The 12419-nt window shown below is 57.0% G+C and carries 14 protein-coding genes; 5 read left to right on the top strand and 9 right to left on the bottom strand.

All coding sequences use genetic code 11. The annotated features are described in order from the left end of the window. Positions 1–34: 34 nt before the first annotated feature. From AC6I8I_RS05270 to AC6I8I_RS05250, 5 genes are read right to left on the bottom strand one after another with little or no spacing between them, the layout of a single operon-like run. The gene (locus AC6I8I_RS05270) at positions 35–805 is read right to left on the bottom strand and encodes an amino acid ABC transporter ATP-binding protein (RefSeq protein WP_497828402.1); all 771 of its coding nucleotides are present in this window, start codon (positions 803–805) and stop codon (positions 35–37) included. Beyond that, positions 802–1758: an amino acid ABC transporter permease gene (locus tag AC6I8I_RS05265; RefSeq protein WP_312053657.1), complete on the bottom strand. Its 957-nt coding sequence runs from the start codon at positions 1756–1758 to the stop codon at positions 802–804. Before AC6I8I_RS05265 ends, AC6I8I_RS05270 begins: the two co-directional genes overlap by 4 nt. Continuing rightward, positions 1755–2642, bottom strand: coding sequence for an ABC transporter substrate-binding protein (locus tag AC6I8I_RS05260; protein ID WP_312053655.1), 888 nt, complete (start codon positions 2640–2642; stop codon positions 1755–1757). The genes AC6I8I_RS05265 and AC6I8I_RS05260 overlap by 4 nt, the downstream gene beginning before the upstream one ends. 24 nt (positions 2643–2666) lie before the next feature. Then, positions 2667–3455: a deaminated glutathione amidase gene (locus AC6I8I_RS05255; protein ID WP_312053745.1), complete on the bottom strand. Its 789-nt coding sequence runs from the start codon at positions 3453–3455 to the stop codon at positions 2667–2669. After that, complete coding sequence (locus AC6I8I_RS05250; RefSeq protein WP_312053654.1) at positions 3455–4420, bottom strand: ABC transporter substrate-binding protein; 966 nt, start codon at positions 4418–4420, stop codon at positions 3455–3457. The genes AC6I8I_RS05255 and AC6I8I_RS05250 overlap by 1 nt, the downstream gene beginning before the upstream one ends. Before the next feature lie 129 nt (positions 4421–4549). On the opposite strand from AC6I8I_RS05250, the gene AC6I8I_RS05245 reads away from it, so the two are divergent. Next, the gene (locus tag AC6I8I_RS05245; protein ID WP_497828401.1) at positions 4550–5905 is read left to right on the top strand and encodes an aminotransferase-like domain-containing protein; all 1356 of its coding nucleotides are present in this window, start codon (positions 4550–4552) and stop codon (positions 5903–5905) included. Here AC6I8I_RS05245 and AC6I8I_RS05240 read toward each other — a convergent pair. Further along, a complete protein-coding gene (locus AC6I8I_RS05240; protein ID WP_312053651.1) occupies positions 5883–6314 on the bottom strand; it encodes a GNAT family N-acetyltransferase in 432 nt (143 codons plus the stop codon). The two genes, AC6I8I_RS05245 and AC6I8I_RS05240, sit on opposite strands and share 23 nt — an antisense overlap. A gap of 237 nt (positions 6315–6551) precedes the next feature. Continuing rightward, complete coding sequence (gene cspE / locus AC6I8I_RS05235) at positions 6552–6761, bottom strand: transcription antiterminator/RNA stability regulator CspE (RefSeq protein ID WP_006118399.1); 210 nt, start codon at positions 6759–6761, stop codon at positions 6552–6554. Between the two features lie 752 nt (positions 6762–7513). On the opposite strand from cspE, the gene AC6I8I_RS05230 reads away from it, so the two are divergent. Continuing rightward, complete coding sequence (locus tag AC6I8I_RS05230; protein WP_312053649.1) at positions 7514–7711, top strand: hypothetical protein; 198 nt, start codon at positions 7514–7516, stop codon at positions 7709–7711. A gap of 37 nt (positions 7712–7748) precedes the next feature. On the opposite strand, the gene AC6I8I_RS05225 is transcribed toward AC6I8I_RS05230, so the two are convergent. After that, complete coding sequence (locus tag AC6I8I_RS05225) at positions 7749–7832, bottom strand: small membrane protein YohP (RefSeq protein WP_019105993.1); 84 nt, start codon at positions 7830–7832, stop codon at positions 7749–7751. Positions 7833–8088: 256 nt separating this feature from the next. Here AC6I8I_RS05225 and AC6I8I_RS05220 point away from each other — a divergent pair, with 256 nt between their 5' ends. After that, positions 8089–8334, top strand: a complete 246-nt coding sequence (locus AC6I8I_RS05220; protein ID WP_031377748.1) for a hypothetical protein — start codon at positions 8089–8091, stop codon at positions 8332–8334. 129 nt (positions 8335–8463) lie between these two features. Further along, positions 8464–9546: a malate/lactate/ureidoglycolate dehydrogenase gene (locus tag AC6I8I_RS05215; protein WP_497819753.1), complete on the top strand. Its 1083-nt coding sequence runs from the start codon at positions 8464–8466 to the stop codon at positions 9544–9546. Positions 9547–9597: 51 nt separating this feature from the next. Here the strand turns inward: AC6I8I_RS05215 and gntT are convergent, their stop codons facing one another. Continuing rightward, entirely contained in the window at positions 9598–10914 is a 1317-nt protein-coding gene (gene gntT / locus AC6I8I_RS05210; protein WP_233984943.1) for a gluconate transporter, read from the bottom strand. A 292-nt stretch (positions 10915–11206) separates the two neighbouring features. On the opposite strand from gntT, the gene AC6I8I_RS05205 reads away from it, so the two are divergent. Further along, positions 11207–12355: an iron-containing alcohol dehydrogenase gene (locus tag AC6I8I_RS05205; protein WP_497828400.1), complete on the top strand. Its 1149-nt coding sequence runs from the start codon at positions 11207–11209 to the stop codon at positions 12353–12355. Positions 12356–12419 lie beyond the last annotated feature (64 nt).

Here is a 12419-nt window from a genome sequence, read left to right as displayed (position 1 = left end):
TCTGTAACAGAGTAAGATCGGAGCGGCGATCTTATCAGATAAAACGGCTGAGGAAAGCCTGAGTACGCGGATGCTGCGGATTAGCAATCACCTCATCCGGTGTCCCCTGCTCCACCACCACGCCGCCATCCATAAACACCACCCGGTCGGCCGCCTCACGGGCGAAGCTGATCTCATGGGTTACCACAATCATTGTCAGTCCCTGATCGGCCAGCGTCCGCATGGTCGCCAGCACTTCACCCACCAGTTCCGGGTCCAGCGCCGACGTTGGTTCATCAAACAACATCAACTGCGGCTTAATGGCTAAGGCGCGCGCAATCGCCACACGCTGCTGCTGGCCGCCCGACAGATGGCGTGGCCAGGCATCCGCCTTATCGCTCAATCCCACCGTTGCCAGCAGTGACCGGGCATGCGCCAGAGCCTGCTGACGCGGAAATTTATGCACGCCGATAGGTGCCTCAATAATATTTTGCAGTACCGTCATGTGGGGATAGAGGTTGAACTGCTGAAACACCATGCCAATCTTCTGGCGCTGGCGGGCGATCTGGCGCGAGGAGAGGCGATGCAGCAGGTTGCGTTTCAGCACGTAGCCGATCTGCTGATCGCCGACCCGTATCGATCCGCCATTCATCTCTTCGAGATGGTTGATGCAGCGCAGAAAGGTCGATTTACCCGAGCCTGAAGGTCCGAGGATCACCACCACCTCACCGGGCCAGACATCAAGATCGATCCCTTTCAACACCTGATTGTCGCCATAACGCTTCTGCACGTTACGGGCGCAGACTAACGGCTCAGCCTGGCTCATTGCTCCTCCTTCTGTTGCTGTGCGGTGGCCGCCAGCGCGCCTGGGCGCTTCGCCACGCTGGCCACCCGCCGGGTGCCACGCGCGTAATAGCGCTCAATGGCGGACTGACCGAGGTTGAGGATTGAGGTAATCAGCAGGTACCAGATTACCGCGACCATCAGCATTGGAATAATTTCAAAGGTGCGGTTGTAGATCGCCTGCACCGAGTAGAGCAGATCGCCCATGGCAATCACGCTCACCAGCGAGGTCGCCTTGATCATGCTGATCAGCTGATTACCGGTGGGCGGGATAATCGAACGCATCGCCTGCGGAATAATAATCCGCCGCAGCGCCCGCGCCCGGCTCATACCAAACGCCTGGGTGGTTTCAACCTGGCCGTTATCCACTGACAGCAGGCCGGCGCGGATAATTTCAGCCATATAGGCGGCTTCGTTGAGCGCCAGCCCGGCGATGGCGGCGGTCAGCGGGGTAATCAGATCGTTGGTATTCCAGCGCGCCAGCGTAATGTCGGTCCACGGCACCGTCAGGGATAACTCAGGAAACAGAGTTGAGAGGTTGTACCAGAAGATCAGCTGCACCAGCAGCGGCGTTCCGCGAAAGAACCAGATATAAAGCCCGGCAATACCGCGCAACAGTCGGTTGTCCGACAGCCGCCAGACGCCTAACAGCAGCCCCAGCAGCGTACCCAGTACCATCGAAACCAGCGTCAGCCCCAGCGTAACCTGCAACCCTTTCAGCACCGAGCCTTCGGTGAACCACTTCAGCACCACCTGCCATTCAAAATTGGGGTTGGTCATCACCAGCCATAGCAGGTCAGAGCCGACCACCAGCACCACAATCCAGCTGATCCAGCGTCCATAGGCCGGCGCGCTGCGGGCGAAAGCCACGTCGCGCAGTTGCGCCTCATCACGCTGCGGTTCCCCGATCGGCGAATCGTGGCGGCTCAGGCTCATTTAGCCTCCTGTTTTGCCAGGTTCAGCCCCGGCGCGGCGGTCATGTTGTCCTCCAGCTGCCATTTCTTCATGATGGCGGCATAGGTTCCGTTCTGATAGAGCACCTTATAAGCATCCAGCACCACGCCGCTTAACGGCGATCCTTTTGGCACCACGGTGCCCTGGAAAATGTCACCGAAGCCATTCTTATGCCCTTTGCCCGCCAGCTCGAGCTGGCCTTTGGCCTGATTAACAAACCAGGTCAGCGGCGCCTGGGAGGAGAAAAAAGCATCTGAGCGTTTCGAGCGCACCGCGAGGATCGACGAAGGCTGATCGGTAAATGCCTGCACCGTGACTGCCGGTTTGCCGGCGGCGGTACAGCGCGCCGATTGTTGACGGATTACCTGCTCCGCAGAGCCAGCCGCCATCACCGCGATCCGTTTGCCACAGGTATCATCAAGCTGGTTGATCTGCGCCGGGTTGCCCTTCTGGACGCCGAACACCACGAATTCCTGCACAAAATCGATGAAGTCCACCTTCTGCTGACGATCCGGATAGTCGCCTATCGGGCCAATCGCCAGCTGATAGCGGCCTGCGTTAATGCCGGTCAGCACGCCGGACAGGCCACTCACCGTGGCGTGATCGATCTTCACACCCAGCAGCTGCGCCAGTGCGGTCGTGAGATCCGCCGATGCGCCCTCCATCGAGTGCGGGCCATTGACGATCTCATACGGCGGGAAAGATCCATTGTTGACCGAAATCATCCGGCCCGCTTTTTTGATCTGATCGGGCAGACGGTCATGTAAAGCCTGATCGACAGTCTGGGTCGGCAGGGTGTCGGCAGCCTGCGCCAGACTGGCAGCCAGACTCAGCGCCAGCGTTAAGGCGGTTACGCGGTTAATCATGGTTCCTCCTCCAGGGTCAGGGTGTCAGTTCAGCTCGGGACGGGCGAAACGACGATTCTCCAGCACCGGCAGCACGCGGCGGGCGTAGGCGATGCGTTCAGGATCGATATCGGCAAACATCAGCGTCGGCGACTCTGCCGCATTAGCGATCACCACGCCCAGCGGATCGACCACCAGGCTGTTGCCGATATTGCGCGGACCACATTCCCCGACGGCCACCACGTAGCAGGTATTTTCCAGCGCCCGGGCGCGGTTCAGCAGCTCCCAGTGCATCTCTTTCAGCGGTCCTTTAACCCACGCGGCAGGCAGCACCAGCAGGTCTGCGCCATCCAGCACCAGCCGGCGCGCCAGCTCCGGGAAGCGCACGTCATAACAGGTCATCAGACCAACTTTTAACCCTGCCACCTCGACCAGCGGCGGGATGAGATGGCCCGGATTGACCCGCTGCGACTCCTGCATGGCGAAGGCGTCGTAGAGATGCAGTTTTTCATAGGCCGCAATGATTTCGCCGTTGCGAATAGCGATCAGCACGTTAAGCGCCTTTTGCTCTCCGGCGGGAACGTGCACGCTCATCATGGTGGTGAGCGCGTTATGCTGGCTGGCCGCCAGCAGCTGGCTGACAAACGGACCGTCCAGCGGTTGCGCCGCCTTGAGCACTAAATCGGGATCGGTAATATCACGCGCCAGTACCCCTTCCGGCAGCACCAGCAGATCGGCACCGCCCGCAGCGGCCCGCTGCATTAACGTCAGGCAGAGGGTGGCGTTCTCCTGCCATTCACGGCTGACGGCAAATTGTCCCATCGCAACTTTCATCATTTCTCTCCTCCTGCCAGCGGAAATATCGCTTCCGGCGTCAGTAATCTGTGGGTTAATCCCTGCTGGAACAGTTCACGGCCAAAATCCGCAATCATCTTTCTATTAGCGGCAAAACCATTCTGATTCCAGCTGGCCGGTAATTCCTGCGCGGTCCGTCGCAAATCGTCCAGCAGCCACGGCGTGGTGTCGGCATATTTCTCCCTTTTCTGCATCCACAAAGCATAGGAGCGATCGATCACTTCACTGAGTGCGGCAGGCAGCCACGGATGCTGCGCCGCCAGCGCCGGTTTTATCGCCAGAATATGAATGCCGGGCACATAGCCGACGCGGTTGAAGTAGGCCCGCTCAGCCTGATAGAAGTCAGGCTGGAGCTGACGCAGACCGGACGCCGGCAGGAAAAAGCCTTCCGGCATAAACGGGGTAAACACCGCATCCAGCTCACCCGCTTTCAGCAGCTCAATCAGGGGGCGCTCGTCTGGCGCAGGCTCAATCCGGCCCGGTCGGCCAAAGCCCGCCAGCCGGTCGACAATCGGATGATCGGCTGTCAGCCGCCCGGCAAACCAGCGGACGTCATCAATCCCGACTCCCGCTTCGCGCAGCACCGTACGCGTCCAGGTATTGCCCGAATCCTGCCAGCCGGTAACCCCGATTCTTTTGCCCTTCAGCTCTGCAGGCGTGGTGATGGGACTCTCCGCCGTGGTAATGATGCAGCGCTGACGAAAACCGCGCATCAGGAAGTGCGGCAAGCCCAGCAGTGACGCATCGTCTCTGGCCCGCGCCTGGGCGTAACGGCTGAATGACACCTCACCGGCGTCATAATCGGGGCTGCTGGCGAGGTCATTAACCAGCGTTCCGACCCGATCGATCTGCAGATCAAAGTCGTCCGGTGTGATATCGCCCAGCGCCAGGGGCGTAAAGTAGTCCCAGTCGCGCACTGCCAGTCGGATACTCAGCCTTGCCATGATCTCTCCGTTTACGCCGTGCCGCGAGGCCGGGCGGGTTAATGCATCAAATAGTGCTTGAATTTGATACTAGATCCGGAATACTGACCTGAACAATCATTAATTTGTTACTGAACAAAGTATTTTCTTATGACGCAAATGGTCGACCTGAACTGGTTTTGTAATCAGATAACGACGCCTTCGGTAAAAGGGATTGCTCAGGTGGCATCAGGCCTGATTCGTGACGGGCAGATTGCCGTCGGGATGCAGATGCCGGCGGTGCGGGAAATCGCGGAGCGGCTGGGGATCAGCCCGGCAACCGTTTCTGCTGCCTGGTCGCGGCTCAGGCAGCAGAAAGTTCTGGCGGGTAAAGGACGCAGTGGTGTCTGGGTCAGCGGCAATAGCGACATGCCGCGACCGATCCGCTTTGAAAAAATCGGCAATTATGGCGAGCACATTCGCGCCGATCTGGCGATGGCCTCTCCCGATCCCGCGCTGTTACCCGACCTGCAAAACGCGCTGCAGGCGGCGTTGCGATCGCCGCAGCTGAACAGCTACACCCGCGAAGCCATTTCAGCGCCGCTGCTGCAGGCGATAACGCCGCGCTGGCCTTATCCGGCGGAAGCCTTCCTGGCGACCGATGGCGGTTTCGATGCGATGAATTTGCTGGTGCAGACGCTGGTTTCGCCTGGCGATCGGGTGATCATTGAAGATCCCACCGCCACTCGCCTGCTGGATATGCTGGATAATGTCGGCGCTGAAATTTTGCCGCTGGCCTGTGATGACGAGGGGCCATTGCCTGAAGTGTTAAGCACCCTGCTGACTCGCGCGCCGGTGATGCTGATTTATCAGCCGCGCACCCATTCGGCCACCGGGCGGACCATCAGTGTGGCGCGGCGTCTGGCGCTGGCACAGGTACTGGCAAACAGCAGCACGCTGATTGTGGAGGATGATGGCATTGGTGATCTTTCGGCTGCGCCGAGCTGGAGCCTGGGGACGCAGTTTCCCGAACGTACCCTGCATGTCCGCTCCTTTTCCAAAGCCTACGGGCCCGATTTGCGGCTGGCGGTGTTATCCGCCACGGCGGAAATGGTAAAGCGTATTCAGGCGTGGCGAAACTTTGGCGTCAGCTGGACCAGCCGTATTTTGCAGGATGCGGTGGCGTGGCTGCTGGCAGACGAGGCGACCCAACAGCAGATTGCCACGGCGCGCGAAGTCTATCATCAGCGTCGCGATCAACTGCGCCAGGCGCTGGCGCAGCGCGGGCTGGTGCTACCGCCACGGGATGGACTGAGCCTCTATATTCCGGTGGTCTCAGAGCAATTCGCCATGATTACGCTGGCCGCGCGCGGTATCGCCGTGTTACCCGGTGAGCGTTGCCGGCTGGGGCCGACCCAGTTTATCCGGGTCAGTATTGCCAGCCTGAAAGATCAGCAGCGTGAGATGATCGCCGACGCGCTGGTCATCGCGTCCGGCCGGGAGGCTAGCGTGCGGGCAGATCTTTAACGTGATAGCGCGGCGATTCAACGTAACCCTCACGGGCATAAAACTGATTCGCCTTGAGGCGGGATTGATGGCAATGCACTTCCATCCGATCGCATCCGCGCGCTGCTGCCAGCGACTCGGCGTGCTGTAACAGCTGCTGGCCAACCCCTTTACTGCGCTCACCTTCCGCAATGCAGAAATAGCTGATGCGCGCGAAGTCCCCGGCCAGCGCCAGCTGCGGTATAAAATGCATCGATAAAAAGCCGAGCACCTGATTACCGAACTCGGCTACCAGTAATGCTTCGCTGGGATCGCTGCTTAACTGCGCCAGACGCTGCTCAATAAAATTTTCCGTGCCGCCGTAGCCTAACTCGCTCAGCAGTGCACTGAGCGCAAAACTGTCTTTTAAATCCGCCTGACGTATATTCATCCTGTTTCCTCAGTCGCCCGATGCCATTATGTTGTTATATAGCGTTGGACAACAAAAAGCTGTAAGTAAGGTTGTTAGAATTATGTTACGAGGATTTATTGTGAAGCGCCGCGCAGTTTGTGCGGCCAGCGCGCCAGCGCAGGGGCGTTTGCAAGAGGGTTGAATGCAGAGGTATCACGGATGACAGCCATAAAAAAACCCGCCATCAGGCGGGTTTTTAGAATTCTGACTGTTAACTTACAGACTGATAACGTTAGCAGCAGATGGGCCTTTCGCGCCGTCGGTGATTTCAAACTCAACGCGCTGACCTTCAGCCAGAGTTTTGAAGCCGTTGCTCTGGATTGCAGAGAAATGTACGAATACATCTTTGCTGCCATCTTCAGGAGTAATGAAACCGAATCCTTTGGATTCATTAAACCACTTAACGTTACCTTTGATCTTAGACATCTATATTACCTTTACATGAAAAATGGACACTAAACTGTGTCGCCATCTAGTACAGCAATTGCGGAGGGATTTGTCCAGTGCGATTTGATGAAAAAGTGATAAATTTCGACTTTCTGCTTACCCATCACACTTTCCTACTTTTAACCTTGCCAAAAAACCCTTTTTTGTTGCAGGGCAATTATCTGCAGGATAAAGGTAACCCGCTGGAAACTGGGTGCTTTTTAGCTCAGTCAGTCAGGCTGGCTTCAGGTTAAGCGATAAAATCTGATTTGCCGATAAGCCGGCTATCCTGCGCTAAAAATCGCATTTCATCGCCATTTTAGCGGATAGCAAGCTCGCCGCTCAGGACATTTTTGTCATTTTTATCCGTCGTTCAGCCCGTTTTTGCTCCCTATTCCGCCTGCGGCATACGCTACGCATCAGGCAAGCGCCTGATGCGTCGGCGTCACTGCCGGTTAAATCTGCTTTTTACCGGCTGCGAGTCGGGCTGCTTTAGCGCTTAAGGCGCGGCAGACCGCTCGCCTGCTCATATTTAAGGCTAAAGATAAAAAACATTGATTCAAATCAAAGAAATGCCTTTTTACCGTCAGATACGCATTTGGCAACAAACAATAGCGGAGATAAGTCACTATTTTTTTGTGCGCCCGAAAAGATAATATTGGCAGGCAATAAATAAGGAATATTTACCTGTCAGATTGATCAGCGGCTAAACCCATTTTCATGACTTACAGGGAGATAGCATCAGGATGGTAATGAAAATTCGTTGTAACCAATGCGGCAGTGCCCGGTTTATTTTTACCGAACGCGATGGTGAAGCTTTCACTTTCCACGGTGCCTGTTGTGCACACTGTAAAAAACGGCTGGAGGCCAAAGATCTGCTGCCTGAAACATCAATGGACCCGATCGCACATTGCCTGATCGATCAGAATAAAAATGCGTCGGGCACCTGAATAAGGTGCCCGCTGAAGCTGAAACCGACCAGCACGATCAGAAAATCAGTTTGAAGACCCCTGTCAGGGTGAGCAGACCTACGATAAAAATAATGGCAATAATCCACAGAATAATTTTCATTTCCTTCTCCCTCACCAATAAAAAAACCTTTCCCCTAAACAGTATAGCCAAAAAAAACGCCTATGCCGCTTCCCTTGCCGGCGAGGAAATCTGACCGCTGGTTATCGCTTCGCTAATTAAAATTCTGCGAACCGGATCGCATCCCGCAATTTTCGCCGCGGCTGATTTTCGATTTGCAGAAAATTCCTGGCTAAAATTTAACCGGCAAGGCAGGCCTCTTTGGTTATGACCTGAATATGCTTAGCTAGGAGATCTTATGACCACCATTAATACCAGCATGGGCCGCTACAGCCTTAAGGCAAAAAATAGCGGCGACCACATCAAAGGCTCTTTCGCCATCAATGATGAGGGCGGTACTCAACTCACGATGCAGGAGTTTGAGGAGCATTACCTTGATGATGTAGTGAATAACGTGATTTATCCGGTTACTGGCGGCAATCGCGAAATTGCGCGTGCGCTGCGGGAACAGATGATTAAAGCCGGTTTTGAACAGCCACATTAAGCTGTTCTGCCACATTCTGTCAGCGAAATTCCGGGCCGCGCACTGCGGCCCTTTTCCTGCTTAAAAACTGACTTGCCGTGCTTCCTTTTTCGCCGCAGGATGAGCTATCCCACTGAAAAGGAGTACAACGTGAGCAGCCTACTTCACATTAATGCTACGCGTCTGCATCAGTTCACCGAAGCAATCTGGCTTGCTGCCGGCAGTCAGCCGGAAGAAGCGCGTCTGGTGGCCGATCACCTGGTGGCTGCCAACCTCGCCGGGCACGATTCGCACGGCGTTGGCATGATCCCCAGTTACATGGCGTCGCTGAAACAGGGACATCTGCAACTCAATCAGCATCCTACCCTGGATAAAGACAACGGCGCGGTGCTGACGCTGAATGCCCATCAGGGCTTCGGACAGGTTGCCGCCTGGCAAGCGATGAAGCTCGGCATTGAGCGGGCGCAGAAACTGGGCATCGCCGCGGTCGGTCTGCACCATTCGCACCACATCGGCCGTATCGGTCACTGGGCCGAGCAATGCGCGGCGGCGGGTTTCGTCTCCTTCCATTTCGTAAATGTGATGGGTGACCCGATGGTGGCGCCATTCGGCGGCAGCGATCGGCGCTTTGGCACTAATCCGTTTTGCGCCATTTTTCCGCGCCCGCATGCCCGGCCGCTGCTGCTCGATTTCGCCACCAGCGGCATCGCCTATGGCAAAACCCGGGTGGCATGGAACAAGGGTGTCGAAGTCGCACCGGGTTACCTGATCGATGCGCAGGGTCAGCCGACGACTGACCCCGGCGTGATGCACCAGTCACCGCATGGTTCACTGCTGCCCTTTGGCCTGCACAAGGGCTATGCGCTGGCGACGCTGTGTGAAATTCTCGGCGGCGCGTTGTCGGGTGGACGCACCACGCATCAGGCCACCTTGCAGAGCGGCAATGACGCCATCTTTAACTGTATGACCACCATTATCCTCAATCCACAGGCGTTTGATGCCCCCGCGATGCAGGATGAGGCAGAAGCCTTTCTTGACTGGGTTAAAGCGTCGCCACGCAGCGGTGACGCGCCGATTCAGGTACCGGGTGAATGGGAAGAGAGCAATCGTATCATCCGCAGTCGTGAGGGCATTCCGCTGGATAGCACCAGCTGGCAGCAGATCTGTCAGGCAGCCACAGAGGCAGGGATGTCGGCGGAGGAACTGGCGGCTTTCCGCGCGCTCGCAGTGTAACGCAGGCGGGAACAGTCAGCCGCTGGCAGATTGCCTGCCAGCGGCTACGGGTTAAATCACCATCGACAGCAGTAAGCAACCGATCAGGCCACAGACGGAAATGATGGTTTCCAGCGCCGACCACGAACGAATGGTTTCACCGATCGTCAGGTTGAAATACTCCTTAAACAGCCAGAAGCCAGGATCGTTGACGTGAGAGAAAATCACGCTGCCTGAACCAACCGCAATCACCATCAGTTCCGGGCTGGCACCGCTGGTGACAATCAGCGGCGCGACAATGCCACCGGCGGTGATCGCCGCAACCGTTGCCGACCCCAGCGCAATGCGCAGTACCGCCGCAATCGACCACGCCATAAAGATCGGTGACAGCTGGGTAGAGTGCATCATGTTAGCGATATATTTATCCACGCCGCTGTCGACCAGCACCTGCTTAAAGGCACCGCCACCACCGATGATTAACAGCATCATGGCGATGATTTTGATCGAATCGCTCAGGGTCTCCATCACCTGATCCATGCTGCGGCCACGGTTCAGACCGAAAGTGAAGATCGCAATCAGTACCGCAATCAGCGTAGCCATCACCGGATCGCCGAAGAACTCGGCGTAAGGCAGCAGCGCATGGCCTTTCGGCAACAGCATCTCGGCCACCGCACGCAGCGCCATCAGCACTACCGGCACCAGTGAGGTCCAGACGCTGACGCCAAAGCCTGGCATCTCTGCTTCGGTAAAGGTTTTCGGGTTATAAAGCCCCTGCGGGATCGGCTTATCAATGCCTTTCAGGAAGCGGGCATAGACCGGACCGGCCAGAATCACGGTAGGAATGCCGAGCAGCGTACCGAACAGCAGCGTTTTCCCCATATCCGCGTTGAACAGCGTGGCAATGGCGGTCGGGCCCGGATGCGGCGGTAAAAAGCCGTGCGTCACCGAGAGCGCGGCGGCCATCGGCACCCCGACATAGAGCAGCGGAACGCGCGCCGATGCGGCCACGCTGAACACCAGCGGCAGCATCAGGACAAAGCCCACTTCATAGAACAGCGCAAAGCCGACGATAAAACCGGTCAGCACCAGCGCCCACTGAATATGCTTTGTGCCGAACTTTTCGATTAAGGTGGTGGCAATCCGCTGCGCGCCCCCGCAATCGGCCAGCATCTTACCGAGCATGGCACCAAAGCCCATGATCAGCGCCAGGCTGCCGAGCGTGCCGCCCACGCCAGCTTTAATCGAGGTAATCACTTTATTGACCGGCATGCCCTGCATCACACCGACCGCCAGCGCCACCAGAATGAGCGCGATAAATCCATTAAGCTTAAAGCGAATCATCAGCAGCAGCAGTAACGCGACGCCGATCGCCACATAGAGTAATGGCATAGGTTTTCTCCACCTTACGCACTGAACGGTGTTCAGTGCCGGTTTGTTATCATCATCCCCTGGGGGCTACAAAACAGTGCGCTTGAAAGAGTTTTTAACATTCCGACAACCGCTGTTACCGATAACATGTTAAGGGTAACATCCGCAGGAAAGCACCACCCCGCCGCCAGTGAATTTCTGTTTTGCGAAGGTGATCAACTTTTTGCCACGGCGTTATCAGAAAGTTTGCCAGTGCTGGCGGCGCGCTTTTCGTTACACTCAGATTTTAGCGAAAATGTAAAAGGATGCGCTGGTGAGTGAGAATCTGAGTGAGCTGTACAGTAATCAACGAACTCTGTTCGGACGCGGCAGTCTTGATAAGCTGGTGCCGCTGCTGGCTGCGCAGTCTCAGCCTACCCTGCTGTTTTGTGGACAATCGTTTTTACAGAGCGCGGCTTATGACCGCCTGAAAGCGGATCTTAACCGTCAGATTATTGGCTATGAGATTGTCAGCCATGAAGCTTCGCCGGCTGACATTGACGGCTGGGTCGCGCGCTGGCGCGGCCATGTGGACCGGGTGGTGGCGATTGGCGGCGGCAGCGTGCTGGATGCGGCCAAAGCCTTCAGTGCCATGATGCAGCATCCTCTGCCGACCGCCCGTTATCTGGAAAAAGTCGGCGACACGCCGGTCCAGCCGGTGACGCTGCCGCTGATCGCCATCCCGACCACCGCCGGAACCGGCAGTGAAGTGACGCAAAATGCGGTGGTCACCGACCAGCACGATATTCAGGTGAAAGCCTCACTGCGCCATGCGGTGTTTGTGCCGCAGGTGGCAATTCTTGATCCGGACCTGCTGAAAGGCACGCCCGACCCGATACTGGCGACCTGTGGCATCGATGCCTTTACCCATCTGTTTGAAGCCTGGCTTTCCAGCAAAGGCAATCTGTTTACCCGCCAGCTGGCGCTGACCGGCTTGCGCCAGTTTGTTCAGGCCTGGCCCAACCTCAACCGGCAGGACGCCGACGGCGACCGGGCGCGTGAGGCGATGATGATGGCGTCATGGCTGGGCGGCGTCAGTCTCAGCAGCGCCGGGCTGGGAGTGATCCACGGTATTGCCGGCGAACTGGGGGCGATCAAACCGTTTCATCATGGTGAAGTGTGTGGACGCCTGCTGTTTCCGTTCCTTAACCAGCTGGCTGACAGTACCCATCCGCAGCAGCGTGCATTAATGGATGAGCTGCATCAGCAGCTTTTTAGCGAGCCGACCGACTCAGCGGCCAGCTTCCTGAAGCAGTGGCTGCAGCAGCAGGCGATTACCCCGTTCTGGCACGGAGGGCCCAGCCTGACCGCCGACGAGGTGGAGTGGGTACTGGCACGCGCTAACAGCAAAAATTCGCTGGTAAATTACACTCGCGAACAGATGCATGCCATGCTCGCCCAGGCGTGGACCCTGACCCACTGATCCACTGATCCACACAGCGTGGCTTGCCTTTCCCGGCCACGCCGCGCCTGACCGGCCAGCGGTG

Source organism: Pantoea sp. X-Soil-YNGN-775, from assembly GCF_059730575.1.
Note: the sequence above shows the minus strand (reverse complement) of the source record. Positions and strands in the feature narration are given on the sequence as shown.

Coding starts and splice junctions, on each gene's coding strand:
- AC6I8I_RS05270 (WP_497828402.1), bottom strand. CDS start 805: ATGAGCCAGGCTGAGCCGTTAGTCTGCGCCCGTAACGTGCAGAAGCGT.
- AC6I8I_RS05265 (WP_312053657.1), bottom strand. CDS start 1,758: ATGAGCCTGAGCCGCCACGATTCGCCGATCGGGGAACCGCAGCGTGAT.
- AC6I8I_RS05260 (WP_312053655.1), bottom strand. CDS start 2,642: ATGATTAACCGCGTAACCGCCTTAACGCTGGCGCTGAGTCTGGCTGCC.
- AC6I8I_RS05255 (WP_312053745.1), bottom strand. CDS start 3,455: ATGAAAGTTGCGATGGGACAATTTGCCGTCAGCCGTGAATGGCAGGAG.
- AC6I8I_RS05250 (WP_312053654.1), bottom strand. CDS start 4,420: ATGGCAAGGCTGAGTATCCGACTGGCAGTGCGCGACTGGGACTACTTT.
- AC6I8I_RS05245 (WP_497828401.1), top strand. CDS start 4,550: ATGACGCAAATGGTCGACCTGAACTGGTTTTGTAATCAGATAACGACG.
- AC6I8I_RS05240 (WP_312053651.1), bottom strand. CDS start 6,314: ATGAATATACGTCAGGCGGATTTAAAAGACAGTTTTGCGCTCAGTGCA.
- cspE (WP_006118399.1), bottom strand. CDS start 6,761: ATGTCTAAGATCAAAGGTAACGTTAAGTGGTTTAATGAATCCAAAGGA.
- AC6I8I_RS05230 (WP_312053649.1), top strand. CDS start 7,514: ATGAAAATTCGTTGTAACCAATGCGGCAGTGCCCGGTTTATTTTTACC.
- AC6I8I_RS05225 (WP_019105993.1), bottom strand. CDS start 7,832: ATGAAAATTATTCTGTGGATTATTGCCATTATTTTTATCGTAGGTCTG.
- AC6I8I_RS05220 (WP_031377748.1), top strand. CDS start 8,089: ATGACCACCATTAATACCAGCATGGGCCGCTACAGCCTTAAGGCAAAA.
- gntT (WP_233984943.1), bottom strand. CDS start 10,914: ATGCCATTACTCTATGTGGCGATCGGCGTCGCGTTACTGCTGCTGCTG.